The following is a 21,339-nucleotide window of genomic DNA, read 5'->3' on the forward strand; positions in this document are numbered from 1 at the left end:
CGCTGAGTGTCAGAGGCCTTCATGAAGCCACGATCGTTGCGTTGGATGCTGTTGCTCGTACTGGGGTTGGGGCTCTCGGCGGGCCTGCTGTGGCCGCAAGAGCAGGACCCGGTTTCTCCAGTGCCCCAGGTCCCCCCCTGGCCCAATCCCAGGCATCCCAGCCCCGCGCCCGCGCGGAACGCCGCCGCGCCAACTCCCGCCCGCCTCCAGGCGCCTCCACCCCCGAGCCCCCAGCCGCCGGCGCCCGTGGAGGAGCTGGAGGACGCGGCCGTCCTGTCCAAGCTCATCCGGGGCAAGGCGATGGAGTTCAAGGCGGGCCGTAACAACGTCTTCTTCAAGGAGCGGGAGTTCCTGCGGGACTTCGTGCGCGGTGGGCCGGGCCGCATCCAGGCCCTCAAGGCCGAGCTGCTGAGCACCCGCGGACTGGAGGAGCTTCCCCCGGACGTCAGCTACCTCGAGAACCGTCAGCCCATCATCGAGCGCATGGGCATGGTGGACATGCTCGAGGGGCTCGCCGGAGAGGACCGCCAGGCCCTTCATGCGCTCGCCGAGCTGGCTCGAGCGCCGCTCGAGGCGGACCTGCCTCCCCATATCCGCCGCGCCCGGCTGGGTGACAAATACGATGCGCTGGTCAGCCTCACCCGCGTGGACCGGGAGCTGGGATTCAAGGTCTTCTCCCAGCTCCAGCCCGCGAGCCTGAAGCAGACGCTGATGCCAGCCATTGTCGGCGCCCTGCTGGACAAGGGCGTCCCTCCGCCCGAGGCGGCCCGGATGACCAGCAGCCTCCTCTGAGCGCACCGCCCATCGACTCCGTCCTCAACCCCTGGGCCCGGACTTCCGGGCTCGATTCACAGACACAAGAAGCAAAGGAGAAACATTCGTGAGAAAGCTGACCCTCTTCCTGGCCGCCCTGATTCCCGCCCTCGCCTCCGCCCAGGATGTGACTTCGCGCTGCGCGATCACCAATGACTGGCTCACCGTCGATGTGGACGCCATCGGACGCAACGCCTGGGCGCGCAAGTGCGGCTACATCAGCACGTCCATGGAGTCGTTCTTGAACACGGACCGTCTGTACATCACCTTCCTGGATGCCAGTGGAGGTATCTACAAGGCGCCTGTCCGGGATTCGTATGCGTGCATCACCGGGCTGCAGAAGCTGGGTTACTGCTACACCGGCTGCTACACGCCGGAGCAGCGGCTGTCCTTCGAGGGCAGGTACATCGGTGTGCAGGAGGCCGCCGAGCAGAAGGTGGCGAACGTCACCGCGCTCACCCCCGCCTCCTCGCAGAGCCTGCTGAGCTACGGGGAGCAGGCCATCAAGTTCTACGTGGCGGGTGACACCGAGGAGTCCATCTACGTCCTGAAGACGGCCGATGGGCGCCGGCTGGAGGTGACGAGCACCCACCCGATGGTGCGCGGCACCGGTGAGGTGGTCAAGGCGGTGGACCTGAAGGTGGGTGACACGCTGCTGGGCGGGGATGGCAAGGAAGTGGCGCTGGTGGAGGTGAGCACGTTCCTGTTCAAGGGCAAGGTGTGGAACGTGCTGCCCTTCAGCCAGGAGAAGATGGAGAACATCTTCGACGCCGAGGGGCTGCTGTCGGGCTCCATCCGCTTCCAGAACCAGTGGGGCGACGAGGCGTACCGGCTGTCGCTGCGCGACGAGCTGGAGGCGGGCGCGCGGTAGCGCCTGACTCCCCGCGTACCTGGCCGGCGGTCTCCGCCGCCGGCCTCTTTCCGCTGGGATTCCCCACCATGAGTGCCATGACGAGACAGCTGCCAGGAGAAACCATGAAGGTGAACGCGGTGCGAGCCGGGACGGTCTTGCTGGCCAGCCTGGCGCTATGGGCTTGTCTCCAGCCGCCCCCTGTTGACGCGCGGCCGGCGGCTCAACCTGCCTCGTCCGAGCTGACGCGCTGCCACCGGGCCTTCTACGACCTGCGGCAGTTGACGGGCCTGCAGGGGTCCCTGGGCCCCAGGGCGCTCCGGGCCCGGGATGTCACGGGGGATGGGCGTGAGGAGCTGCTGCTGCTGCTCAAGGACAAGGGGCTGCTCGTCATCCTGCGGGGAGAGTCCGCCGGAGGGTTCTCCTTCCTCCGGAGCTACCCCGTGGGCTCCACTCCCAGTGACCTCGCCGTGGAGGATGTCAACGCGGACGGCCATCAGGACGTGCTGGTGGTGGGGCACTTCGCCAATGCGCTGACGGTCCTGCTGGGCAGCGGAGGGGGCTCCTTCCGCGCTCCCAAGAGCTACCCGCTCGGCAATCACTCGCAGCGGCTCGCGCTCGCGGACTTCAACCGGGATGGGCACCTGGACGTCGTCACCAAGAATGGGGGCTCCGCCGGGTACTTCAACATCACCCTGCTGCTCGGGCACGGTGACGGCACCTTCGGTGCGGCGGTCCCCTACGCCACCCCGGACGCGCCCATGGACCTGCAGGTCTCGGATCTCAACCAGGACGGCCGGCCGGATGTGCTGGTCGCCCTCCTCAACCGGCAGGTGGCGGTGTGGCTCGGCCAGGGCAACGGGACGCTCCTGCCCTCGGCGGCAATCCCCCTGCCGGAGGACCCCTGGCAGATTCTCATGTCCGATGCCAACGGAGACGGCCGGGAGGACATGTGGGTGGTGCATGGCCTGACCGACCCCGGTTTCGTCTCCCTCTCCCTCCGGAGCGCGGACGGGACCTTCGGGCCCGAACAGCGGTTTCCCCAGCCTTCGCCCCATGCGTTGCTGCACGAGGATATCGACGGGGATGGGTTGAAGGACCTGCTCGTCTCCAGCGTGGACGGTCATGTGCTGCTCCAGAGGGGGCTGCAGGGAGGCTCCTTCGCGTCCTCTCCCCTGTTCCTCTATTCGGGGAGCTGGCCCACGGCCCTGGCCGCCAGCGACCTGGACATGAACGGGCTCATGGATGTGGCCTGGACTGCCGGCGACACCACGCTCGAGTTGCTCTTCAACGTGGGGGCCTGCGGCGTCCCCTGACCGGCGGGTGAAGTCACGCGGCCAGACGCACCTCTCCCGGGGCTTCTCCGGGCGCGGCCCGGGGGAGGGCTCGACCGTCAGCCCTCCCGCCCGATGCCCCGAGCCTTCCCCACCGACTGTGCATGCCCACCCTGAGGGCAAGGGGCAGGCGGTACGAGAGGAGGCGCGGAGCGTGTCGGAGATCGAGACGCCGCGGGATGGGGCGCTGGAGCCGAGGGCGTACACCCTGCGGACGAGGCAGGGCCCGGTGGACACGTTGCTCTACGAGTCCCTGGGCGCGAAGGGAGGAGCGCTGCTCGCGGGTGGAGCCGGGGGAGGCTTCGACACGCCCGCGCTCGGTCTGTACCCCCGGCTGGCCGAGGAGCTGCTGCGCCAGCACATGTCCACGCTGCGGTTGAAGTACCGCCACTCGACGGACCTGACGGAGTCGGTGCACGACGTGCTCGCCGGGGTGGAGTTCCTGGTGGGCCGGGGATTGGAGCGGGTGGCGCTGGTGGGGCACTCGTTCGGCGGGGCGGTGATGATCGACGCCGGGGCCCAGTCTCCCTGGGTGACGACGGTGGTGGGGCTGGCGCCGCAGAGCTATGGGACGGAGGCGGTGTCCCAACTGGTGCCGCGCTCGCTGCTGCTGGTGCACGGCCTGTCGGACGCGGTGCTGCCCCCGAGCTGCTCGCAGAGCATCCACGAGCGGGCGAGGGGACGGAAGGAGCTGGAGCTCATCCCGGGAGCGGGCCACGTCCTGGACGAGGCCGCCGAGCGCGTCTTCAGGAGGGTGCGCGACTGGCTCCTCCAGGAACTGCGAGCCTGAGTGCTCCTCTCCCTAAGCGGGGGGCGGCATGGAGGGCGGGCGGACGGGCGGGGCCTCACCCGAGGCTCTGCCCCCCACGCTCCAGGGGCGGCCCTAGCTTGAGCGGAAAGGAGATTTCACATGGGTGCCTTCGCACTGGGGTTCTTCATCTTCGCCATGCTCGTCTTCTTCGTGGCCATCGCGCTCACCCTCATCCTGGGCGGCATCAGCAGGGTGGGAGACAAGCGCGTGGAGCGGGAGGGGCGCCCCACCGAGGGGCAGCGTCCGCCGTCGGACCGGGAAGCCCACGGCTACTGAGGCTTGTCCGGGGCGCCGGGAGGACGCGGGTTGTAGTAGCGGCGCAACCAGCGGGACAGGCCGTCCAGGCCGGGGAAGAGCACACGCTCGGTGATGTTGGCCTGGTCGAGCTTGTCCCGCACCTCCTGCTTGAGGTGCGCGGGGACGATGAGCCGGCGCACGCCGCGCTTCTGCTTCTCGAGGAACGTGTCCAGGCGCGCCGACGCATCGTTCATCACCGAGAAGAGGGCGAACTGGTTGACGATGCGCTCGTCGAGCGAGGGCGGCTCGAAGAAGAGCACGAAGGGGTGGCGGGTGAGCCGGTCGAAGGTGGCGAGGTCTCCCGCCACCGAGGCGAGCATCTCCGCGCTGAAGACGTCCGCGCCCTCCTCCTGGAGCTGGGCCTTGAGGGGACGGGGCAGCAGCCGGTTCGTCTCCCGGTAGTCCACGCTCCACACCACGCCGTCCACGCCGTACAGGTCTGGATCCTCGGAGAGGAAATGGAGCGCCACGTAGGGGCTGAAGGTCCAGTCGAGCAGGCGGGTGGGCAGGCCGTGGTGCTGGGCGAGCGACAGCCAGTCCCAGAGCGACTCGCAGGGATTGGAGGTGCCGCGCGCGTATTTGCGGAAGGCGCGCAGCATGACGTGCTCCTGCCGCGAGTAGTTGCCCCCCCGACGGTTGAGGCTGGTCGCCAGGTCATGGCGCGAGTCGGGCATGCCGCGGAAGGCGAGCGTGGGACGGAAGCGCTGGAGGCTCTCGTTCCACGAGCCCGCGAAGAGCGCGTCCTGCAGCTCCACCCAGTTCTTCACCCGATGTTCGAACACGGGCGGGAAGATGGGCAGCCCGGGGCTCCCTGGCACGTGCGCCCATACGCCAGGTGGGAGATTGTCTTCAGGACCGATGCCGCGGTGCGTGATGCGTCCCTAGCCTTCGCTGAACCGTGTGAAACGGGGAGGAAGGTCACATGAGGAACATCAAGGCCGTGGTCATCGGGACGTTGTCGGCGGCGCTGCTCTTGGGCGTGGGCTGCAGGGGCAACAGCGGAGGTGGTGGGCAGGAAGGGACGGGCGGCTCGGGTGGCGCGGGCATGCAGGGAGGTAGCGGAGGCTCGTCGGGAATGAGCGGTGGTTCCGACATGGGCGGCTCGGGAGCGGGTGGCTCCAGTAGCGGGACCATGGGCGGCACCGGCTCGGGCTCGGGCACCGGCGCGACGGGTGGCACCACCGGCGGCACGACCGGCACGGGAACCAGTGGCACGGGCACCAGCGGCACGCATGGCGGCGGCATGGGCTCGACGGGCCGTGACGCGGGCATGGGCAGCGGCGGCGGCACGCGCCACTGAGGTGACATGAGCGAGACCCCGGAAGGACTCCGATTCCTGCCCGGCTTCCTCTCCGAGGAGGAGGAGCGGGTGTGGGTGGACGTGAAGACCCTGCGCTACTCGTTGAGCTTGCGCACCGTGAAGACGCGGCCGGCGGGCTCCGTGGCGCCTCCCCCCGCGTGAGGCGGGGCTGCTTCCCCGCTGCATGAGCATCCACCGCCAGGCCCTACCGTGGTGGGATGGCATTGGCGCCGGGCGTGCCCACGCTGCGTGACAGGCAGTGTCCACTTCCGGAGGCTCCGCAATGAAACCCCCTCTCTCCCCCAGGATTCACGGCTACGGCGACTATCTCATCGTGGCCCTGCTCGCGCTGGCGCCCACGCTGTTCGACTTCTCGGGGTTGCCCGCGGTGTTCTGTTACGTGCTGGCCGTGGCGCAGCTGGGCATGAGCCTGCTGACGGCCTATCCACTCGGCGTGGCGAAGATCATCCCCTTCACCGTGCACGGCTCCATCGAGCTCGTCGTCTCGTTCTTCCTCCTCCTGGCGCCCTACATGTTCGGCTTCTCGCGAGTCGTCTCGGCGCGCAACTTCTTCCTCGTGTCGGCCATTGGCCTCTTCCTGGTCTGGTTGACCACCAACTACAAGGCAGCCGAGCGTCCAATCGCTGGCGGCATGGGCCAGAGACGCCGCGTGCACGTCTGAGCACTGCCAGGAATGAATCCGGGCCAGGGTCCGTGGCCACGTCGCTTGGATGACAACCCACGCATCGCTCCGTCGAGGATTCCTGGTCCCAGGGACAGGTGCCGGTCCCGAGGGGCGGGGATACCTCTAAAAACAGTCATCTGGCCATGTCGCCAAAAACTCTTGAATCACCCTGACCCTGAATTCCTTTGCACCTGCTGGAGGGGGCGGATGCCTTCTTCTTCACCGGTGGTGGGCAGCTGAAAATCACCACGCGCTTCGCGGGCACGCGGTTGTGCGCGGCGGTCGAGGAGTTCTACCGCAAGGGCGGGACGGTGGCGGGCACCTCGGCGGGTGCGGCGGCCATGTCCGAGACGATGCTCGTGACCGGCACCAGCCGGGAGAGCCACAGGATTGGCGAGTCGCTGCAGATGGCGCCGGGGCTCGGCTTCATCCGGGACGTCATCGTGGACCAGCACTTCGCCGAGCGCGGGCGCATCGGCCGGCTGCTGGGCGCGGTGGCCCAGAATCCGCGCTTCATCGGCCTGGGCATCGACGAGGACACGGCCGTCATCGTCGAGCGCGAGGAGCGCTTCACCGTCGTCGGCGCGGGAGCCGTCTACGTCGCCGACGCCGAGGACGCGACCTACACCAACGTGGCGCAGGAGGAGACGAGCCGGGCGCTCTCGCTCTTCAACGTCCGGCTCCACGTGCTGAGCCAGGGCGACACCTACGACCTGCGGACCCGCCAGCCGTCGCACCAGTTCGCCAAGAAGATGGAGGAGCGGCTGGAGCGCGCCGAGCACCGCCGGAAGGCTCCGTCCCACGCGGAAGCGGCGGGCGCCCAGGTCCACTGACGCGCGGGCGGGCGGCATGCTCGGGGCTCCTGGATTGTTCCTGGGAACAGGGGCATCCTCCGCCCCCTCGTGTCCGCTCACTCCATGCTCATCGATACACTCCTGGGAGACCTTCCCCGCTCCACCTTCCTCCAGGAGCACTACCAGAAACAGCCTCTCGCGAAGCCCTCCACCGCGGCCCACCTGCGGGAGCTGGCGACCTGGGCCACCGTCGATCGCCTCGTCGAGACGACCTCGTGCGACCTGCTGCTGGTGCGCGACGGCAAGCTGTGGCCCGGTGCCCGGCCGAAGACGGCCGCCGAGGCCCGTGCGCTCTTCAAGGAAGGGTACTCGCTGGCCCTGCGCAACCCGGACCGGTACGACGCCGGCCTGGCGGAGCTGGGGCGCACCCTCTCCGCTGAATTGCAGGGCACCGTCAACCTCCAGGTCTATTGCACGCCCGCGGGCCACGGCAGCTTCGGCTGGCACTGCGACCCGGAGGAGGTCTTCATCTTCCAGACGTCCGGCGCCAAGCGCTACCTGCTGCGCCAGAACACGCTCAACCCCACGCCCCTGCACGAGACGCTCGAGGACGAGATGAACCCCTCGCGCGAGCGCACGCCCATCCAGGAGTGCCGGCTGGAAGCGGGGGACTGGCTCTACATTCCTGGTGGCTTCTGGCACGAGGTGACGGCGCCGGACCAGGAGGCCATCTCCATCTCGGTGGGGCTCATGCCGCCCACGGGCATCGACGTGCTGGACTACGTCCGCACGCACCTGCTGCGCTCGCCCGCGTGGCAGAAGCGGCTGCCGATGCTGGGGCACGCCTCGCCCCTGTCGGACCCGGAGAAGATGGAGGCCTACCGCTCCCTCTTCCAGGAGCTCGGCGGGGAGGTGAAGCGGATGCTGGACGACCCGCGCTTCGTGCTGCGCTTCATGGCCGCCGCCGCCACGGCGGGCCTGCGCTCGTCGGTGCTGCGCGAAGGGTCCTCGCGCGACTCGGAGAAGTGAGCCGGAGCCCACCTGCTCCAGAGGACCGCGCTACGGACTCACCGCGGGCTCGTAGTGGGACTCCTCTTCCTCACCGTCCGTGTACCGGACGACGAGGCCCGAGGGCTTGTGTTGATGCGCCAGCCTGCGGCCCCGGTGGATGGCCTGCGTCACATTGGGGAACCGGTCGAGGCCGCGGCTGCCCTCGAGCCGGACGTACCAACCCCGTCCGTCCGCGGCCACGATCACCCACCGCCGGCCGTTGGCGGTTCCCACCTCGCGTCGCTCGCTCTCTTTCCGAATCGCCAGGCTCATGAGGTCAAACTGTCATCCAGCGGCGGACGACGCATTGTCCCCGGGGTCAGCTTGCGGAAAGCATTCGAGTGAGCAGGCGGTTCCGCAGCCACAGGAGGCCCAGGGCGGCGGGTACCACGGTGAGGGTGGTTCGTAACGCGGAGCGTTGAAGCCGCGTGAGGCCATGGGGCATCCAGCCGCCGCTGCTCTCCGCGCCATGCCTCGGGGGCTGGAAGAGAGTGCCCGGCGCCGGGGAGGCTGGAACATCCTGATACAGGTGCTGGCGATCCACCATGCGGGCCATGAGGCGCTCGGCGAGGCCCGGGGCCACGAGGGACAGCAGGTGGAACTGGCGGGCGGAGTTGCCCACGAACATCTCGCGCCGGGGCCGCCGCGCCATGCCCACGATGGCCCGGGCCACGCGCTCGGCGGGGTACACCGGGGGCATGGCCTTGGCGGCGCGGCCGCTGAAGTTGGCGGCGTGCTGGAAGAAGGGCGTGTCGATGGTGGCGGGCATCACCACGCACACGTGGATGTCCCGCTCCTTCTTCACCTCCAGCTCCTGCCGCAGGCTCTGCGACAGGCCCCGGATGGCGTGCTTGGAGGCGACGTAGGCGCTCACGTAGGGCTCCGACATCCGGGCCACCATGGAGGCGTTGTTGATGAGCACTCCGCTGCCCTGCTCGCGGAAGAGGGGCAGCGCGGCCCGCGCTCCATGCACGTAGCCGAAGAAGTTGGTGTCGATGATGCGGCGGAAGACGTCCGGGGGGGTGTCCTCGAAGAAGCCGAAGCCGGTGACGGCCGCGTTGTTCACCCAGACGTCCAGGCGGCCGAACCGCTCCACCGCCCGGCGCGCCAGCTCCTTCACCGACGCCTCGTCCGTCACGTCCGTGGGGACCACCAGGACCTCGCCGCCCACCTCGGCGCATTGCGAGGCCACCTCGTCGAGTGTCTGCTCCTGCCGGCCCGCGAGCACCACCTTCGCGCCGTGCCGGGCGAACGCGAGCGCCGTGGCGCAGCCGATGCCACTGGACGCGCCGGTGATGACCACCACGGACCCCTGGATCCTCCTGGGCATGCCGCCTCCTGGTGGAGGCTAGGTACCGATCATGCAGCGCAGCAGTGGCCGTGACGGCGGGGCCCTTCGTGTGCCGAGCCCGTTGAATGTCTGGCAGCCGACCAGACAGACCTCTTCCCCCCTGACTGGGTTCGTGAGAGACCTGGGGCGTCCATGGCGGACATTGCGTACCGCGAGGTGCGCAGAACCTTTGCACCCGTGACAGGCCAACCGATGGATACGGACCTCGACAATCCCCAGTTCGCGCGTGACGGTTTCGACGCCGCGAGCTTTCGCGAGCTGCTCGCCCGGTACAAGCGCGGTGAGCTCATCGAAGCCCCGCCGCTGGCGGGGGCCCTCCAGCCGCTCCAGGAAGGGGACATCCAGCCGCTGCCGCGCCCGGGCACTCCCGAGTACGAGGACTGCAAGGCGCGGGGCGAGGAGGCATTCCGCAAGGGCCAGGTGGCGGGCCTCGTGGTGGCCGGGGGCGCGGGCACGCGTTTCGGCGGTGGGGTGAAGGGGCTCGTGCAGGTGGTGGGCGGGAAGTCCTTCCTCGACTTCAAGCTGGAGGAGGCGCGTCAGCTGGGGAGGCGCTACGGCCGTCCGGTGTCCATGGCGCTGATGACGTCCTACCTCACGCACGACGAGATCGCCGAGTACCTGGCGGACCACCGGCTGCAGGAGAACGTGTTCCTGTTCCGCCAGCGGATGCTGCCGCGGCTCACGTCCTCGGGCGAGCTGTTCCGGGACGCGGAGGGCAAGCTGTCCTTCGCTCCGTCCGGACACGGTGACGTGTTCCGGGCGCTGCGCGAGAGCGGCGTGGGTGACGAGCTGCGCCGGCGCGGCGTGCGCCACGTGTACTTCTCCAACGTGGACAACCTCGGGGCGACGTTGGATCCCATCGTCATCGGTCTGCACCTCAAGCAGGGCAAGGCCATGACGGTGGAGGTGACGCCGCGCAAGAACCCGAGCGGCGCGCTGGACGCGGGCGCGGCGCCGGTGCGCCTCAAGGGGATGCTCCAGCTGGTGGAGAAGGTGGACCCGACGCAGCATGGGTACATCTCCACCAACAACATCACCTTCACGCTGGAGGCGATGATTGGCCAGGACGTGCCGATTCCCTACCGGGCGGTCTCCAAGAAGGTGGACGACACGCCGGTGATCCAGCTCGAGCAGGTGACGGCGGAGGCGAGCAGCCTCACGCGCCCGGACGGCCAGCCGCTGGTGCCGGTGGCCTTCATCGAGGTGGAGCGCGTGGACCCGGCGACCAGCCGGTTCGAGCCGGTGAAGGCGCCGGACGATCTGCCGCGCGTGGCGGGGCGGTTGAAGCCGCGCCTGCTGGGCGGCTGAGAAGGTGAGGCCGAGCACGGGTGGATGGGCGGGGGAGGGGCACGTCGGCTGCTGCCCCCGCGCCCCCGTTTCGGCCCTGGCCTCACATCGTGTGCTCGGGGCCGTGCCAGAGGAGGCGCCGGTAGCGGTGGAGGCCCGTCCGGGGACAGGGCTCCCGCGTCTCGGTGCGATCGCCCCAGCCCTCGGGCGCGGGCGTGTGCAGCAGGGGCGAGCTCTCGCACAGCTGCTCGAAGACGCACGTGTCCCAGTGCTCGCCGTTGAGGGCGAGCCAGTCGAACAGCAGCCGCACCCCGTGCGGCGCCAGCACGGGATCCATCAGCACGTCGAGGTGGTCCGCGCCGCCCTCGCCGAGCAGCCGCACCACGCGCATGCCGTTCTCCTCTCGGATGGCGAGCGGCGCGAGCCCCACCAGCCGGCCCTCGCTGCGCAGGGTGATGACCCAGGGCGGCCGGGGCGAGAAGGACGCGCCGGAGCTCCGGAGCCAGGGCAGCAGCCACTCGGGCCGCTGGAAGGTGGTGGCCGTGGGACAGCGCGTCCACAGCCAGCGCCACTCGCCCTGGAGCTGCTCGAGGCCCCGGAGGGAGACCACTTCCTCCACCTCGAGGGGAGTGGGAGCCCGCGCTGTCCGGAGGCGGGGCGTCGGGGTGTCCGTGCTCAGTGCCATGGTGCCTCCGGAAGTCTCAGCGTCTCGAGGGCCGCGCGGGCGAGCTCGCTCCAGCGGGCGCCTGTCATCCTCCAGCCGGAGGCTTCGTACGGGAGCACTCCTTCGTGGGGGGGACGGGTGAAGTCGTAGCGGGGCGCGGCCCGGTAGTGCTCGCGGCCCACCGGGAAGGACTCCAGGGTGGGGGCCTGCGAGGCGCAGCACGCGAGCATCCGCCGCTTGGCGGTGCACTCCGCCTCGGTGAAGGCCACCGTCGTCACGGCACGGCCATCCGGAGCGGGGAGGAACCCGGGCGCCATCTCCAGCAATGCCGGAGGCGTGCGCCCCGCGCGGGCCAGCAGTGCCACGGCCGCATGCGAGATGAACGCGGTGGAGTCGTTGTCCGGATGCCGGCCCTCGTAGGGATGCGTGACGAGGAGCGCCGGGCGGAGCGCCTTGAGCAGCGCCACCAGGCACCCGGTGAGCGTGGAGAGGTCCAGCGCGGCCTCCTGGTCCACGGCGCCGAGCGAGAAGAGGTTGTCCCGGGGGACGCCGGCGAGCGTCAGGGCCGCGAAGGACTCCTCCTCGCGGATGCGCGCGTAGGCCTCGCGAACGGGCGGCGCACCCGGAGCGCGTAGAGAGGGGTCCCTGGGCGCGCCGTCGGTGACGTGGACGACGTGGCAGCCGGGACTGCGGCGCAGCAGCCACGAGGCGTCCAGCACCTCGTCATTCGGGTGTGCGGCCACGAAGAGGACGGTGCCTCGCAACGCCTGGGGCGGTAGCAGCAGGGGCGCGAGGATGTCTCCCACGGTGCGCCCGTCTCCGCCCAGATACCTGTCCAACGACGTCGATTCATCAGGAGGCCGCATTCAAGGGCCTCCTTCCTGGTGCTCTCTCCACGCCGCCTCCCATCCGTCCCGCCCCGTCCCGCCCCGCCCCGCCCCACCTTGCTTCAACCACCTTGCTTCAACCACCTTGCTTCAACCCTCGCCCACTGTCCCCTCTCCCTCCGGGAGAGGGTCAGGGTGAGGGTGTCCGTCACCGTTCTTCCAATCCGTGAGCACGGGTGGGGGATGCAACCCGGTTGGGTCCGGCACCCTCACCCCGTTCCTCTCCCGAGGGGAGAGGGGAGATTGCTCACGGTACGAGCTGACCGTGAGGCCGAAGATGACCAGCTTCATGCCGACTCCTGCAGCGTGGACGGCAGGGTGACGGCCCCGACGGCCTCCTCGAGGAGGCGGCGCACCTGGGGCGCGAGCCGCACGCGGGCCAGGCGCCAGCGCTGATTGGGGCGCAGCCGTCCGAGCGTGTAGGCCACCTTGCGGCGGGTGTGCTCGAGCGGGAAGTAGCGGGCGAAGCCCGAGGCGTTGAGCGAGAAGAAGGACAGGGCGTCCGCGTCGTTGAGGAGCGTGAGGCTCATGTCGCCCTCGGGACGCTCGTGGCGGCCGATGAGCCAGCGCACGCGCTCGATGGTGGGCTTGTCCATGCCCACGTCGGAGAGCAGCGCGCACGCCACGTCCGCGCCGCGGGCGGCATGGGCGTCCTTGAAGGCCTGGTAGTCCGAGGCGTGGTGCTCCACGCGCGCATCGGCCTCGGACAGCAGGCGCTCCACGTCGTGGAAGAGGGCCGCCGTCTGGAGGGCCAGGTCCGCGTGGGGCGCGAGCCGCAGCACCCACTGCCAGGTGTCCAGCGCGTGCCGGTAGTCCGCCACGACGAGCGGCTTGCTCAAGTCATGGAGGGCCAGGTGGCGCGCGAGGATGGCGTCGAAGAGGGGCCCGGCGGAGGCGGCGTTGCGGCGGCCGATGAGGCCCTGGTAGCGGGTGAGCACTTCCAGGGCGGTGGCGGCGAGCGCCTCGCGGGGCGAGCCGGTGATGTGCAGGGCCAGGTCATGGCCCGCCAGGCACCCGGCGGCGTCGGCGGTGAAGACGCGCTCGTCCCAGTCGAAGGGGTCGAACCCCGGGGCGCGCCACTGCTGAGCGTCCAGCTTCAGCACGTTCTCGTGGCCGTCCAGGGTGACGGGCCACACGGTGACGGTGGGAAACTCCTCGGCCAGCAGGACGAAGGCACCGGAGTGCGAGGGCGTCGCGTCGTCGGCCCGGAAGTCGGTTTCGGACAGCAGCAGCTGTCGGATCATCGCGTCTCCCGCGGGTGGCCCGCACGTGAGGACGCGTCAAACTGCTGCCGCCGCACTGGAAAGGCCAGGGCCCCGTGTATGGGCGCGTGGGCCAATGCACTGGGGAACGGGCCCCACGTGTGCCAGTGCACGGTGCCCACGGGAGGCCCGTGCGCTGGCGCACAACCGGAGGGTGTCCACCCGGGAGACGGCTGGACTCCGAGTGGAGTCCGGTGGACTACGGGCGGCCGTTGTCGGCCGGCTGATCGAAGGCGTACTGCTCCGCGCGCGGCGCGGCGTCATTGTGGAACAGGGGGCACTTCTGACAGGTGAAGCCCTCCCAGTCCGCGCGCACGGCCGCGTCGATGCACATCGCGTAGGAGCGGCAGTGGACGTTGCGGTAGTCCTCGACGCGATGGTGGTCCGCCCACATGGGCAGGCGGAGCTCGGTGGGATTGGGCTTGGGTGGCGAGCAGGCCATGTCGCTTCAACTCCCTCTCTAAGAATTCGTGGGCCCCCCTCGGGACTCTTCATACCCACTGGTGCGTCGCGTCATTCCCGAGCGGAGAAGGGCGGCGCGGCGGGGCATCTCGTCCGCACAACAGGCGAGCGGGCGGGCGCTCAGCGGCGAGCCCGTCACGCAACCGTTTCCGGGGGCCCGCTCTCCTGGTTGGTGCTCCTTCACTCGGCGCTTCATCCGGGGGGTGCTTTCCCCGACAATGCGCCCCGTGCGTTCCTCGTTCGCCCCCCGCTCCTCCCCCCTGGCCCGCCGGCTGGGATTGATTGCCCTCACCGCCGTCACCCTTCTCGCCGCGGCGGGCTGTTCACCCTTCGCCCGAGCCCTCAAGGAAGGCGACACCTTCTCCGCCCAGCAGAAGTGGGCCGAGGCGGAGGCGGCCTACCTGCGCGCCCTGGAGGAGGAGCCCAACGACGCGGAGGCGAAGGCGAAGCTGCTCAAGCTGCGCCAGCAGTGGAGCGGGGAGATCCTCCAGGGCGCCCGGGTGAAGCACACCGAGGGGGACCTGGCGGGGACCACGACCCTGCTGGTGCGCGCGCTGCAACTGGACGGAGAGAACGCGGATGCGCGCGCGTTGCTGGCGCAGACGCTGGATGCCCGGGTGGAGGTGGCGCAGAAGGCGCTGAAGGAGGACAGGCTGCCGGAGGCCCGGGCCGAGTTCGAGGCGGTGCTGGCGGTGGACGCGGGGCACGTGGCGGCGCGCAAGGGCGTGAGCGCGGTGCAGACGGCGCTGGCGCGGCGGTGGTTCGGCACGGCGCAGCGGCTGGAGGAGGAGGGCAAGCTGGGCAACGCGCTGCTGGCGTACGTGCGCGCGAACCAGGAGCAGACGGGGGCCACGCCCGCGCTGGAGCGCGCCGAGGCGGTGCGCCGCAAGCTTCAGGACGAGGTGGCCTTCCTGGTGGTGACGGGGCCGGCGGAGGACAAGGCGGAGGCGCCGGACGTGGCGCAGCGGCTGTCGCCCGGGCGGCTGTCGGCGCTGCTGCCGCAGGAGGTGCCCATCCGCGTCATCACCACCGAGGCGCCGAAGGACCACGAGGGCGTGCGCCTGGGGCTGTCGGTGGAGCGGGTGATGCCGGTGAAGTCGGTGGAGCAGGCGCAGAAGCTGCAGCGCTACCTGGTGACGAACAAGGCGGTGCCCAACCCGCGCCGGCTGCAGACGGAGGCGTCACTGCTGGAGCAGGAGCGCAAGCTGGAGGACGTGGAGCGCAAGCTGTCGGGCGTGCTGCGCGACTACCTGCGCAAGCAGGACGAGCTGTCCCAGGCGCGCGAGGTGGCCACCCGCTGCCGCTCGCGCGAGCGCCAGGCGTGCAGCACGGCGCTGGCCGAGTGCGTGCGCGCCTTTGGCCAGTCCAAGCCCGGCGAGGTGCCCAAGGAGTGCAGTGCCTCGCGCTGCAACCCCCAGTGCGAGGCGGAGGAGACGGCGCTGTCGCAGCGGGCCTCGGCGGCGCAGGAGCTGGAGCGCCGGCTGGAGGCGGCGCAGGAGACGGCGGAGACGCAGCGGCGCGAGGTGCAGCGAGGCCGGGACGCCTACTACCGCGAGCCCCTCACGGTGGACGAGCCCGTCTACGCCGACTACCCGTACGACGTGGAGCTGCACCGGCTGGCCATCACCGCGAGCGTCACCGAGCGGCTGGTGGCGCTGTCCAAGGACGCGGTGGCGGCCTCTCCGCGCAGCGCGGACTACTCGGCGATGCACGAGGACTCGGCCAACAAGGCCTACGACAAGGTGGGCGTGCTGGCGGACCCGGTGCAGCTGCGCACCGAGGCGGAGCTGCGGGTGGAGGCGGGGGACAAGGCGATGGAGTCCATCGCGCGGCGGGTGATGGAGCACTTCGACGTCTACCGCCAGCGCCGGGTGGAGGATGCGCGCCGGGGCATGGTGCGTCCCAGCGCCGAGGACGTGGTGGAGACGGCGGTGCGCGCGCTGCTGCTCACCGCGGACCAGCCGCCCCAGGACATCCTCCAGGCACTGGCCCAGGCGCGCGGCCTCACCCGCCCCGAGTCCATCTTCGGGCGCTGAGGCGCGCCCTCACCGTGCGACGAAGGGAGTGAGCCGCCGCACCTGCTCGGCGTGGAGCTCCCAGAACACGGCCTGGAGCTGTCTCTCGCGGACAGGGCCCCAATGGGCCTCGTCACCCTCAGACAGCTCGAACACCCGTTCCCAGCTCTGGATGACACGCGAGGCGAAGGGTTCGGGGTAGGGCCAGGCGTCCGTGACGCCCACGCGCTGGAGGGACTCCTCGAAGGCCCGTGCATCCGACTCGGATTGCGCGAGGTAGGTGCGGTTGAGGACCGCATGCCACTTCTGGAAGTCCGACAGGAGGATGCTCTGCCTGGGAAGCACGGCCTCGATGCGCACGGCGCGGGTCCCGGGAGGACAGTGGCCCCTGGCGCGGAGGTCTGGCTGGGGACGGTCCTCTCCTCCGTATTGAACCCAGGCCCAGAGCGGATAGCGGCAACCTGGAGGCGGCGGTCCCACCCGCCTCGCCAGTTGTTCGCCCATCCAGGCGTAGGCGTTCCTGCGGTAGAGGGGAATCCGCCGGCCATCCGTGCGCAGCACGCCCTGCCGTTCCAGCAGTGTGCGCTCGGGAGCCGTGCGGAGGGTCCAGAGGCGCACGGAGTCTTCCATCTTCAGGCGGGCCGTGCCCGGGCGCGAGGACCTATCCACCGCACTGAGTGTTGAGGACCTTGATGATCTCCCGGCAGGTCCCGTTGGGTTTGACGGTGTGGGGGATCTGGGTGATGACCTTGCCGTCCTTCTTGACGGTGAGGTGGTTCGAGCCGGAATGGGTCGAACAGCCATTCTTGCTGGCCGCTCGCTGAAGCGTCGAACTCTTGCAGTCTCCGGGGTAGCTCAGCCCCCCACCCGCGGCGAAACCCGTCACGGAGCCCAGCAGCGCTCCGAGCAGAACCCATGCTGCGGTTGAAGATGCGGAGCGCTTCAGCTTCGACTGCGGGCCAGGTGCCATCATCTTTCCTCCCGAGGAGCACCCTGCTTACGGCAGGAAGGCACTCCTCGGGAAGACCTTCCGGACTTCAGCAGGCCATGGCCTCCTCGGACTGGGGGGACCACAGCGCGGCCTCGGCCGACTGCAGGCAGTCCCCCAGGAAGCGCAGGTAGATGTCGAGCGCCTCGGAGCCGACCTCCGCCAGCGTCCGGGCGTTCTCCGGCATCAGCTGCAGCAGCTCCTCCATCAGCCTCGCGTTGGCGCTGCCCACGTCCAGCTGCACGTGCTCCTTGAGGAAGCTGAGCCCCTCCAGCGTGTCCCGGCCCAGCACCCGCGCCACGTTGGACAGCAGGTGCGGCCCCAGCACCAGCGACAGGTTGTCGATCTCGAACTCGATGGCGATCTGCGCCGCCGGCAGCTCTCCCGCGATGGTCGACTCGTGCAGCTGCCGGTAGGCCCGCATCGCGTCCGTGGGGTGCTGCGCCAGCAGCCGCTCCGTGTGCAGCATGGCCCGGCGGCGGATGTTCCACCGGCGCACCAGCATCCGTACGTCGTCGGTCATCAGCTGGTGGTGGCCGGATTCCTGCTTGGAGTGCTTGAGCAGCCCCTTGCCAATCGAGTCCAGCCCGAGCACCAGGCAGCGCTGGCCCGCCCGGCGGATCCACGCCTCCACCGGCTCGGTCATGTACACGCCGAACGAGTGGTACTGGATGAAGAAACGCTCCAGCACCGCCGGCTCGATGGCGGGGTCCACCAGCCTGCGCATCACCGGATCCGTCGAGATGCGGGCACGCGCGGGCAGGACGTAGGGCTCATACAACTCTTTGACCAGACTCATGGCGACGACTCCTGACGGCTCTTTCTGCGGTACGGCAACGGCACTTCAAACGGATGGAGTCCCGGGCGTCAGGCGGCCCACGGTCGCCTCGCTCACGTACTCCAGGAAATCGGGCAGCAGCCGGGCGGACAGCAGCCACAGGCAGGGCCTGGCGCCGGGCTCGTCGTGCAGCCGGGCGGTGGCGGCGTAGCTGTCGTCCTCGTCCTCGCGCACGAAGACGAAGGCGTTGCGGCCCCGCCGCGCGTACCACTCGCGGGCCGCGTCCAGCAGCGCCACGTAGGCCTCCGGGCCCTCGGGCGTGAGCGGGAACAGGCGCGCCGCGTCCAGCAGGCGGAAGAGGTTCGTCCCCGGCTGCCCCAGCTCGAGCAGGAGGGCGGCCACCGCCACGCCCTCGCGGCGCGCCACCAGCACCTGGCGCTCGCGCTCCAGCCCGGCCTCGTGCCACGTCTCCATCGGGGCCCGGAGGTCCAGCCGCTCGCGCGACAGGTCCAGCGCGTCCACGTAGCTCGCCGGGCGCGTGCGGGCGATCTGCTCCACCAGCCGCGTCTTCTCCTCGAAGCGCGCCGGGCCGAGCTCGAAGCCGTGGCCCGTCAGCCCGCTGGGCTCGTCGCAGCTCACGTGCATCAGGCGCACGGGCATGACCAGGGCCTCGCCGCTGGCCTCGTGCTCCCGCGCGTAGGTGTGGTGCACGCGCTCCATGAGGGGCACGGTGGACTCGGTGTAGGCGATGAGCCACCGGAAGTCGGGGTCACTCTGCGCGTGCTCCAGCGTGCGCACGTGGATGTCGCGCAGAATCTGTCCGGGCGGCACGTCCGCGGCGGGCTTGCCGGGGCGCTTGGCCAGCTGGTGCACCAGCCAGGTGTGACGGTAGGGCCGCACCGAGGACAGCGTGGCCTCCACCCCGCGCTCGGACGGCCACACCGTCTGGCAGAAGAGCCGCGGCAGGTGCGCGGCCTGGCGGCCCGTCTCCAGGAAGCTGGCGCGCAGCTCCTGGAAGTGCTCCGTCGTCTTGCCGGCCAGGTTGAAGTAGCCCGAGTCCACGAAGAGCTCCCACAGCGGCTCCAGCAACCCCTCCGCGCCGCGCGTGGCGGGGCAGAGCGCCTGGGAGACGAGCTGCACCCAGCGCGCCTCGTCCACCGGCGTGCGCGGAATCACCTGGAGGCCGAACAGCCGCTGTCCGTCCGGCTGCTTGCCGCCCACGTAGCGGACCTCGCCCCGCAGGAGGATGGGCTCGCCGCTCGCGCTGCGCACCTCGATGGGCTGCAGCAGCAGCCCCGGGAAGACGAGGTCCTCGGGCGTGCCCCGCAGGCACAGGCCGTTGAAGGACAGGTCCACCACCTCACGCTCCAGCGCGCCCAGCTCGCCCCACAGCGGGTGGTGGAACCAGGCCGTCATCCCCTCGGGGGCCGGCACGCGCCGGTGCGAGCGGTGGCGCACCTTCCACAGCCGCCGCGGCAGGGGCGTCACCATCCGGTTGCCCCGCGTCTCCAGCGCCGGCACGCGCAGGCGGTAGGCCGTGTTGTGGCCCACCACCTCGATGTCATAGGGCGCCGTGCCCCAGTTCGCCTCCGGCTCCTCCAGCCGCCAGTGCAGCTGCGAGGACGCCACGTCGAAGTACTCCAGCGACACGCGCAGCGTCCGGCCCAGCTGCCGCAGCAGGCCCTGGTGCTTCATGACGCACACCGTCTTGAGGATGGAGCGGATGCGCTCGGGCTCGACGAAGGCCTCCTCGATGGGCTGCGGCGACACGGCGGGCAGCGCCCGTCCCTCGCGCGCCGCCGCGTCCAGCAGCGAGAGGATCTGCCGGCCCTGCTCCCGCGTCACCCCCACCAGCTGGATGCCGATGGGCGCGTCGTACCGGCGCGGGTCGCTCCAGAAGAGCTCGCCCCGCAGCGGGCCGATGGTGCGGCCGTTGTCGTCCAGCAGCAGCTGCAGCAGACGGTCTCGCGGGGGCAGCTCGGCGCCCGGCTCCGGGAGGGCCCACACCACGGTGGGACTCAGGCGTGTCACCCGGCTGCTGCTGATGCCGGGCTGGGACAGGATGAGGTTGATGCCCTTCTCCGGCCCCTCGGCGTGCAGCGAGTACCCCGAGTAGGTACCGGCGGCGAGGCCCGGTCCGGCCGATGTCTCCACGTCTCCGCGCATGTGCGACTCCTCACTCCTTTGCCGGGCTGGCGTTGGCTGGCGCCACCTCGCCGGGGTCGTGCTCTTCCACGACGAGGGTAATCCCTTGCATGAAAAGAGAACGCCCGGGCCACCCTTTCGTCAAGGCGGACAGTGCCATTCTTTGCTCATGCCCGAGGCCCGGGTCCGCGGGGCTGGAAAAGTCCGTCCCTCCGGGTCGAGACCCTGGAACCCCGCTGTATCTCAGGGAAAACGGCTCCCGCGTGGAACCGGGCAAACAATGACTTGCAGGGTGCGCGCGGAGCGTTGTCAGGCTTTTGCCGGGCTGGCGGCTCTGCAGCCCGGGCGGAGCCGTCCCCCGGTGGTGTGAGTCCATGCCGGAAAGGTGCAAGGGATTGCTGGGAATGGAGGGAATGCGAGGACACGGCCGCGCGTGGGGTGTCCGCGGGTGGGCAGCGCGGGGCTCGCCGCCGCCGCCGGGTGTGTGCCGGAGGACGGAGCGGCGGTGCCTCGGTCCGCCGGGAAGTGGGGGCTCTCGCGCTTTCAGGAGCCCGGGGCCCGCACCCCATGGACGTTCGCGGCGGGAACGGCGAGTCTTCGCTTCCCATGGCGAAACCCACCCCCGAGGACCACTTCAACCTCGAAGTGCTCAAGTTGATGCTCCAACTGGCTTGGAGCGATGAGCGGATAGACGTGCAGGAGGTGGGGACCCTCCTCGGCGCGGCGCGCAGCTGGGGGGTGCCCGAGTCCGAGGTGGCCGCCCTCAAGAAGGCGTTGGAGGGGGGCGTGACGCTGCCGGCGCCCGACCTGGGCCTGCTGCGCGAGCGTCCGGACGAGGTCTTCGAGGCGGCTCGCGCGCTCATCGCGAGTGATGGCAAGCTCCAGGCCTCCGAGCAGGAGATGCTCGAGGAGTTGCGGCTCATCCTGAGCCCCGGGCGCTGAGCACCCCCGCCCCGAGAGAGTCGATGGACGCGGATACACGAGAGGCGATGGCCCAGCGCATCCAGCAGGCGACCCCGGAAGATCTGGTCTCCGGGTTGTTCTGCGAGAATGCCTACCTGGCCATCCGGGAGATGTTGGGGCGGGACGTGGCGGATTCGGTGCGGGACGCCACGTGGCCGCTCCGGCCGTGGGCGAGCTTCCAGCGCTACCCCGTGTCGGAGCTGCTGCGGATGATGAACACCGCCGCGGACCTCGCCGACAAGCAGGGGATTCTGTCCTACCCGCAGGCGCTGGAGGAGATTGGCGGCTGGGTGACACGCATCACCCAGGGCACACCTTTCAGCAGGGCCGCTCACCTGGCGGTGGGGAACGAGCCGCACGAGCGGCTGGCCATGTCGCAGGCGGCGGCCCGGGTGCTCGTCACGTATGGGGAGCGCAAGTACGAGCGCGAGGGGCCCACCGACGCCCGGCTCATCTGGAAGCGCGAGCTGATGGGGCCCTCGTTCCTGCTGGGGGCCTATGGGGTGATCGCCCAGAACATCCCGGGCGTGCAGATCACCGTCACCCTGGGCCCGTGCCTGGAGCCGGGGATGAACTTCCAGCTGCACTGCTCCTGGTGACGGG

General features: G+C 70.2%; 25 protein-coding genes. 14 read left to right on the plus strand and 11 right to left on the minus strand.

Going from position 1 to position 21,339, the window contains the following annotated elements:
• The first annotated feature begins 21 nt into the window (after positions 1 to 21).
• The 5 genes from VFZ09_RS10530 (at position 22) to VFZ09_RS10550 (ending at position 4,084) form a co-directional block, all read left to right on the plus strand.
• Positions 22 to 792, plus strand: coding sequence for a hypothetical protein (locus VFZ09_RS10530; protein ID WP_329727392.1), 771 nt, complete (start codon positions 22 to 24; stop codon positions 790 to 792).
• A gap of 88 nt (positions 793 to 880) precedes the next feature.
• A complete protein-coding gene (locus VFZ09_RS10535; protein ID WP_329727393.1) occupies positions 881 to 1,684 on the plus strand; it encodes a Hint domain-containing protein in 804 nt (267 codons plus the stop codon).
• Positions 1,685 to 1,788: 104 nt separating this feature from the next.
• Positions 1,789 to 2,979: a VCBS repeat-containing protein gene (locus tag VFZ09_RS10540; protein ID WP_329727394.1), complete on the plus strand. Its 1,191-nt coding sequence runs from the start codon at positions 1,789 to 1,791 to the stop codon at positions 2,977 to 2,979.
• A gap of 172 nt (positions 2,980 to 3,151) precedes the next feature.
• A complete protein-coding gene (locus tag VFZ09_RS10545) occupies positions 3,152 to 3,787 on the plus strand; it encodes a hypothetical protein (RefSeq protein ID WP_329727395.1) in 636 nt (211 codons plus the stop codon).
• Positions 3,788 to 3,907: 120 nt separating this feature from the next.
• Complete coding sequence (locus tag VFZ09_RS10550) at positions 3,908 to 4,084, plus strand: hypothetical protein (RefSeq protein WP_329727396.1); 177 nt, start codon at positions 3,908 to 3,910, stop codon at positions 4,082 to 4,084.
• On the opposite strand, the gene VFZ09_RS10555 is transcribed toward VFZ09_RS10550, so the two are convergent.
• Positions 4,078 to 4,923 (minus strand): FRG domain-containing protein, encoded by an 846-nt coding sequence (locus VFZ09_RS10555; RefSeq protein ID WP_414640692.1) that lies wholly within the window; start codon positions 4,921 to 4,923, stop codon positions 4,078 to 4,080. The genes VFZ09_RS10550 and VFZ09_RS10555 overlap by 7 nt on opposite strands.
• Before the next feature lie 104 nt (positions 4,924 to 5,027).
• Between VFZ09_RS10555 and VFZ09_RS10560 the strand changes: the two genes are divergently transcribed.
• From VFZ09_RS10560 to VFZ09_RS10580, 5 genes are all read left to right on the plus strand, one after another.
• Positions 5,028 to 5,405 (plus strand): hypothetical protein, encoded by a 378-nt coding sequence (locus VFZ09_RS10560; protein WP_329727397.1) that lies wholly within the window; start codon positions 5,028 to 5,030, stop codon positions 5,403 to 5,405.
• Positions 5,406 to 5,411: 6 nt separating this feature from the next.
• A complete protein-coding gene (locus VFZ09_RS10565; protein ID WP_329727398.1) occupies positions 5,412 to 5,567 on the plus strand; it encodes a hypothetical protein in 156 nt (51 codons plus the stop codon).
• Positions 5,568 to 5,688: 121 nt separating this feature from the next.
• Positions 5,689 to 6,087: a hypothetical protein gene (locus VFZ09_RS10570; protein ID WP_329727399.1), complete on the plus strand. Its 399-nt coding sequence runs from the start codon at positions 5,689 to 5,691 to the stop codon at positions 6,085 to 6,087.
• A 188-nt stretch (positions 6,088 to 6,275) separates the two neighbouring features.
• On the plus strand, positions 6,276 to 6,923 hold the full coding sequence (locus VFZ09_RS10575) for a cyanophycinase (protein WP_329727400.1): 648 nt from the start codon (positions 6,276 to 6,278) through the stop codon (positions 6,921 to 6,923).
• An 84-nt stretch (positions 6,924 to 7,007) separates the two neighbouring features.
• Positions 7,008 to 7,913: a JmjC domain-containing protein gene (locus VFZ09_RS10580; RefSeq protein WP_329727401.1), complete on the plus strand. Its 906-nt coding sequence runs from the start codon at positions 7,008 to 7,010 to the stop codon at positions 7,911 to 7,913.
• Between the two features lie 30 nt (positions 7,914 to 7,943).
• On the opposite strand, the gene VFZ09_RS10585 is transcribed toward VFZ09_RS10580, so the two are convergent.
• On the minus strand, positions 7,944 to 8,207 hold the full coding sequence (locus tag VFZ09_RS10585) for a DUF2188 domain-containing protein (protein WP_329727402.1): 264 nt from the start codon (positions 8,205 to 8,207) through the stop codon (positions 7,944 to 7,946).
• Between the two features lie 46 nt (positions 8,208 to 8,253).
• Positions 8,254 to 9,264 (minus strand): SDR family oxidoreductase, encoded by a 1,011-nt coding sequence (locus tag VFZ09_RS10590; RefSeq protein ID WP_329727403.1) that lies wholly within the window; start codon positions 9,262 to 9,264, stop codon positions 8,254 to 8,256.
• Between the two features lie 213 nt (positions 9,265 to 9,477).
• Here VFZ09_RS10590 and VFZ09_RS10595 point away from each other — a divergent pair, with 213 nt between their 5' ends.
• Entirely contained in the window at positions 9,478 to 10,593 is a 1,116-nt protein-coding gene (locus VFZ09_RS10595) for a UTP--glucose-1-phosphate uridylyltransferase (protein ID WP_329727404.1), read from the plus strand.
• Positions 10,594 to 10,675: 82 nt separating this feature from the next.
• Here VFZ09_RS10595 and VFZ09_RS10600 read toward each other — a convergent pair whose 3' ends face one another.
• The 4 genes from VFZ09_RS10600 to VFZ09_RS10615 form a co-directional block, all read right to left on the minus strand.
• Positions 10,676 to 11,257, minus strand: a complete 582-nt coding sequence (locus VFZ09_RS10600; protein ID WP_329727405.1) for a hypothetical protein — start codon at positions 11,255 to 11,257, stop codon at positions 10,676 to 10,678.
• Positions 11,248 to 12,102, minus strand: coding sequence for a PIG-L family deacetylase (locus VFZ09_RS10605; protein WP_329727406.1), 855 nt, complete (start codon positions 12,100 to 12,102; stop codon positions 11,248 to 11,250). The genes VFZ09_RS10600 and VFZ09_RS10605 overlap by 10 nt, the downstream gene beginning before the upstream one ends.
• Before the next feature lie 308 nt (positions 12,103 to 12,410).
• The gene (locus VFZ09_RS10610) at positions 12,411 to 13,367 is read right to left on the minus strand and encodes a DUF4202 family protein (protein ID WP_329727407.1); all 957 of its coding nucleotides are present in this window, start codon (positions 13,365 to 13,367) and stop codon (positions 12,411 to 12,413) included.
• Between the two features lie 217 nt (positions 13,368 to 13,584).
• Entirely contained in the window at positions 13,585 to 13,827 is a 243-nt protein-coding gene (locus tag VFZ09_RS10615) for a hypothetical protein (RefSeq protein WP_329727408.1), read from the minus strand.
• 238 nt (positions 13,828 to 14,065) lie between these two features.
• On the opposite strand from VFZ09_RS10615, the gene traC reads away from it, so the two are divergent.
• Positions 14,066 to 15,883, plus strand: a complete 1,818-nt coding sequence (traC, locus tag VFZ09_RS10620; protein WP_329727409.1) for an outer membrane exchange accessory lipoprotein TraC — start codon at positions 14,066 to 14,068, stop codon at positions 15,881 to 15,883.
• Positions 15,884 to 15,892: 9 nt separating this feature from the next.
• Here traC and VFZ09_RS10625 read toward each other — a convergent pair whose 3' ends face one another.
• The 4 genes from VFZ09_RS10625 to VFZ09_RS10640 form a co-directional block, all read right to left on the minus strand.
• The gene (locus VFZ09_RS10625) at positions 15,893 to 16,480 is read right to left on the minus strand and encodes a DUF3841 domain-containing protein (protein ID WP_329727410.1); all 588 of its coding nucleotides are present in this window, start codon (positions 16,478 to 16,480) and stop codon (positions 15,893 to 15,895) included.
• Between the two features lie 43 nt (positions 16,481 to 16,523).
• Positions 16,524 to 16,835: a hypothetical protein gene (locus VFZ09_RS10630; protein WP_329727411.1), complete on the minus strand. Its 312-nt coding sequence runs from the start codon at positions 16,833 to 16,835 to the stop codon at positions 16,524 to 16,526.
• A gap of 64 nt (positions 16,836 to 16,899) precedes the next feature.
• Complete coding sequence (locus VFZ09_RS10635; RefSeq protein WP_329727412.1) at positions 16,900 to 17,649, minus strand: hypothetical protein; 750 nt, start codon at positions 17,647 to 17,649, stop codon at positions 16,900 to 16,902.
• Between the two features lie 45 nt (positions 17,650 to 17,694).
• A complete protein-coding gene (locus VFZ09_RS10640; protein ID WP_329727413.1) occupies positions 17,695 to 19,794 on the minus strand; it encodes a hypothetical protein in 2,100 nt (699 codons plus the stop codon).
• Between the two features lie 585 nt (positions 19,795 to 20,379).
• On the opposite strand from VFZ09_RS10640, the gene VFZ09_RS10645 reads away from it, so the two are divergent.
• Together VFZ09_RS10645 and VFZ09_RS10650 are read left to right on the plus strand one after the other, a co-directional pair.
• Complete coding sequence (locus VFZ09_RS10645) at positions 20,380 to 20,715, plus strand: TerB family tellurite resistance protein (protein ID WP_329727414.1); 336 nt, start codon at positions 20,380 to 20,382, stop codon at positions 20,713 to 20,715.
• Between the two features lie 47 nt (positions 20,716 to 20,762).
• Positions 20,763 to 21,335 carry a DUF2378 family protein gene (locus VFZ09_RS10650; protein WP_329727415.1) on the plus strand — a complete coding sequence of 191 codons (573 nt, stop codon included), beginning with the start codon at positions 20,763 to 20,765 and terminating at the stop codon, positions 21,333 to 21,335.
• Positions 21,336 to 21,339 lie beyond the last annotated feature (4 nt).

This window comes from Archangium sp., assembly GCF_036277355.1.
Taxonomy (GTDB): domain Bacteria; phylum Myxococcota; class Myxococcia; order Myxococcales; family Myxococcaceae; genus Archangium.

Bases quoted from the DNA above. Each gene is read 5' to 3' on its own strand.
- VFZ09_RS10570 (WP_329727399.1), top strand. From the start codon at position 5,689: ATGAAACCCCCTCTCTCCCCCAGGATTCACGGCTACGGCGACTATCTC.
- VFZ09_RS10595 (WP_329727404.1), top strand. From the start codon at position 9,478: ATGGATACGGACCTCGACAATCCCCAGTTCGCGCGTGACGGTTTCGAC.
- VFZ09_RS10630 (WP_329727411.1), bottom strand. From the start codon at position 16,835: ATGATGGCACCTGGCCCGCAGTCGAAGCTGAAGCGCTCCGCATCTTCA.
- VFZ09_RS10580 (WP_329727401.1), top strand. From the start codon at position 7,008: ATGCTCATCGATACACTCCTGGGAGACCTTCCCCGCTCCACCTTCCTC.
- VFZ09_RS10605 (WP_329727406.1), bottom strand. From the start codon at position 12,102: ATGCGGCCTCCTGATGAATCGACGTCGTTGGACAGGTATCTGGGCGGA.
- VFZ09_RS10650 (WP_329727415.1), top strand. From the start codon at position 20,763: ATGGCCCAGCGCATCCAGCAGGCGACCCCGGAAGATCTGGTCTCCGGG.
- VFZ09_RS10530 (WP_329727392.1), top strand. From the start codon at position 22: ATGAAGCCACGATCGTTGCGTTGGATGCTGTTGCTCGTACTGGGGTTG.
- VFZ09_RS10640 (WP_329727413.1), bottom strand. From the start codon at position 19,794: ATGCGCGGAGACGTGGAGACATCGGCCGGACCGGGCCTCGCCGCCGGT.
- VFZ09_RS10610 (WP_329727407.1), bottom strand. From the start codon at position 13,367: ATGATCCGACAGCTGCTGCTGTCCGAAACCGACTTCCGGGCCGACGAC.
- VFZ09_RS10550 (WP_329727396.1), top strand. From the start codon at position 3,908: ATGGGTGCCTTCGCACTGGGGTTCTTCATCTTCGCCATGCTCGTCTTC.
- VFZ09_RS10560 (WP_329727397.1), top strand. From the start codon at position 5,028: ATGAGGAACATCAAGGCCGTGGTCATCGGGACGTTGTCGGCGGCGCTG.
- VFZ09_RS10645 (WP_329727414.1), top strand. From the start codon at position 20,380: ATGGCGAAACCCACCCCCGAGGACCACTTCAACCTCGAAGTGCTCAAG.
- VFZ09_RS10540 (WP_329727394.1), top strand. From the start codon at position 1,789: ATGAAGGTGAACGCGGTGCGAGCCGGGACGGTCTTGCTGGCCAGCCTG.
- VFZ09_RS10565 (WP_329727398.1), top strand. From the start codon at position 5,412: ATGAGCGAGACCCCGGAAGGACTCCGATTCCTGCCCGGCTTCCTCTCC.
- VFZ09_RS10615 (WP_329727408.1), bottom strand. From the start codon at position 13,827: ATGGCCTGCTCGCCACCCAAGCCCAATCCCACCGAGCTCCGCCTGCCC.
- VFZ09_RS10635 (WP_329727412.1), bottom strand. From the start codon at position 17,649: ATGAGTCTGGTCAAAGAGTTGTATGAGCCCTACGTCCTGCCCGCGCGT.
- traC (WP_329727409.1), top strand. From the start codon at position 14,066: ATGCGCCCCGTGCGTTCCTCGTTCGCCCCCCGCTCCTCCCCCCTGGCC.
- VFZ09_RS10590 (WP_329727403.1), bottom strand. From the start codon at position 9,264: ATGCCCAGGAGGATCCAGGGGTCCGTGGTGGTCATCACCGGCGCGTCC.
- VFZ09_RS10585 (WP_329727402.1), bottom strand. From the start codon at position 8,207: ATGAGCCTGGCGATTCGGAAAGAGAGCGAGCGACGCGAGGTGGGAACC.
- VFZ09_RS10600 (WP_329727405.1), bottom strand. From the start codon at position 11,257: ATGGCACTGAGCACGGACACCCCGACGCCCCGCCTCCGGACAGCGCGG.